General features: G+C 70.8%; 1 protein-coding gene and 1 pseudogene. One reads left to right on the plus strand and one right to left on the minus strand.

Annotated features, from left to right (window positions below):
• The coding region (locus AB4039_RS42010; RefSeq protein WP_442273281.1) for a serine/threonine-protein kinase at positions 1-1,042 on the minus strand (1,042 nt) is incomplete at its 3' end.
• A gap of 299 nt (positions 1,043-1,341) precedes the next feature.
• On the opposite strand from AB4039_RS42010, the pseudogene AB4039_RS42015 reads away from it, so the two are divergent.
• Positions 1,342-2,228: pseudogene (locus AB4039_RS42015) on the plus strand (transposase).
• Positions 2,229-2,321: the final 93 nt, after the last annotated feature.

Genomic DNA, 2,321 nt, shown 5'->3' on the forward strand with positions numbered 1-2,321 from the left:
GGGCATAGGGGCCCGAAGGGGGCGGCGTCTGCGGTCCGTACGCGCCCTGGCCGGCGGGCGGCGCGGCGGGCGCGGCGGTCACCGTCGGCTCGTGGCCGGGCGGCGCCGGTGCCGGGGCCGCCGGAACCCGGGTCACCTCGGGTGGTGCGGGCGCCGCCGCGCGCAGCGTGATGTCGGCGGCGACCGCGCCGGGCAGCCAGACCTCGGGGCGGCGCAGTGGCGCGTCGCCGTTGGCGGCCCGGCACAGCGCGAGAACCTCGTCGACCGAGGGCCTGGCCGCCGACTCCTTGGCGAGGCAGTGGGCCACCAACTTTTGGAGCTGGGGCGGGAGTCGGGTGAGGTCGGGCTGCTCGTGGACGATGCGGTAGAGCACCCCGTGCGAGGTGCCCTCGCCGAACGCGGGCAGGCCGGTCGCCGCGTACGCTGCGACCTGGCCGAGCGCGAAGATGTCGGTGGCCGGGGTGACCGCATCGCCCGCAGCCTGTTCGGGTGCCATGAAGGTCGGGGTGCCGATGGTGACGCCGCTGCCGGTGAGGGCGGTCGCGTCGGCGGCCCGCGCGATGCCGAAGTCGATGACGCGGGGCCCGTCGCCCGCGAGTAGCACGTTGGACGGCTTGAGGTCGCGGTGGACGATGCCGGCCCCGTGGATGACCTGCAGGGCCTCGGCGATGCCCGCGACCAGGAGCAGCACGGTGGGCACGGGCAGCCCGCCGTGCCGCTGCACGGCGTCGGCCAGGGAGGGCCCGGGGACGTAGGCCGTGGCAAGCCAGGGGTGGCGGCCCTCGGTGTCGGAGTCGATCACCGGCGCGGTGTACAGCCCCTGCACGCGCGCGGCGGCCCGCACCTCTTGCTGGAAGCGGCGGCGGAACTCGGCGTCTTCGCCGAACTCCGGCCGGATCACCTTGATCGCGACGGGCCGTCCGCCCGGAGTGTACGAGAGGTACACCTTGCCCATGCCGCCTGCGCCGAGCCTGGCCACGATGTGGTATCCGGCCACGGACCGCGGGTCGTTGCCCTCCAGCGGATGAAAGACGGTGTCCAACTCGATTCCCCTACGGTCGTTTTCGGCCCGCCCGGCGGCACCTGCCCGACGCACGCGGAACTTTACCGAACGCAAGATCCTCTGCCGGTCACGGCCTGCGTCTGAATCCACGTTCGGATCAGCGTGCGTGCCAGACGTCGTACGCCCGGGCGGGGTTCAGACACAGGCACTCAGCTTGACGTTTAACCTCGCTCGTCACCCGACCTGCTGATCTGCGGTGTTTCCCGGGACGGCGGAGGCGGCCGTTCTCCACGCTTCGAGATGTCGAGTCACGAAGTACCAGAGAACGGCCGCTGTGTATGAGTCTGTCTGCCGACGTGTCCGGACGCGAGGCATTGGATGTGTTGTCCCGCTTTCGTGTCGAGTTCTACGACTGCCTGTATGCCCGGGCTGACGCGCTCTTCGAGCTCACCGACGCGGTGCTGTGTGCGGACGGGCCGGTGAACACCCTGGTCGAACTGTCACTGACGGCCGAGCACCGGCGCGGACACGGCGCCTTGTACGCGGGGCTGGACCGGGGCTGGATCGAACCGACGCGTCTGCGACGCGCTCTGGCCGGGCTACCGCTGCCGAAGACGGCCGACGGGCGGATCGTACTGGCCGTGGACGTGAGCAACTGGCTCCGCCCCGACGCTCCCACCAGCGAGGACCGGCTGTTCTGCCACGTCTACGGACGTGGCGACCGCAAGACGGACCAGTTCATCCCGGGCTGGCCCTACTCCTTCGTCGCCGCCCTGGAAACAGGCCGCACCTCCTGGTGCAGACTGCTGGACGCCCTGCGGCTCGGACCCGCGGACGACGCGACACTGGTCACCGCCGCCCAGCTCCGCGAGGTCGTGGAACGCCTGGCCGACACGGGGCACTGGAAGCCGGGCGACCCGAGATCCTGATCGTGATGGACGCCGGCTACGACGTCACCTACCTCTCCCACTCCCTGCGGGACCTGCCCGTCGTGCTGCTCGGACGACTGCGCTCGGACCGCGTCATGCTCCGCGACCCGGGCCCCGCCCGCTCGGGACCGAAGGGCGGGCGGCCCCGCCGGCACGGCGGCGTCCTCACCTTCAGTAAGCCCGACAGCTGGCACCAGCCCGACGTCACCACCGCCACGGACACCACCCGCTACGGAAAGGCCGAGACGATGGCCTGGGTGATGCTCGGCGTTGGTTGTTCAGTGGTTCGGCGTTGAGTTTTCAGTAGGTGTCGTGTGCTGTGACCTGGTGGTTTGTGGTGGCACGGTTCGTGTTCTGAAGTTCGGCGCTGATTTGTTGCTGAAGAGTGC

Source organism: Streptomyces sp. M-16 (assembly GCF_052114405.1).
Classification (GTDB): Bacteria; Actinomycetota; Actinomycetes; order Streptomycetales; family Streptomycetaceae; genus Streptomyces.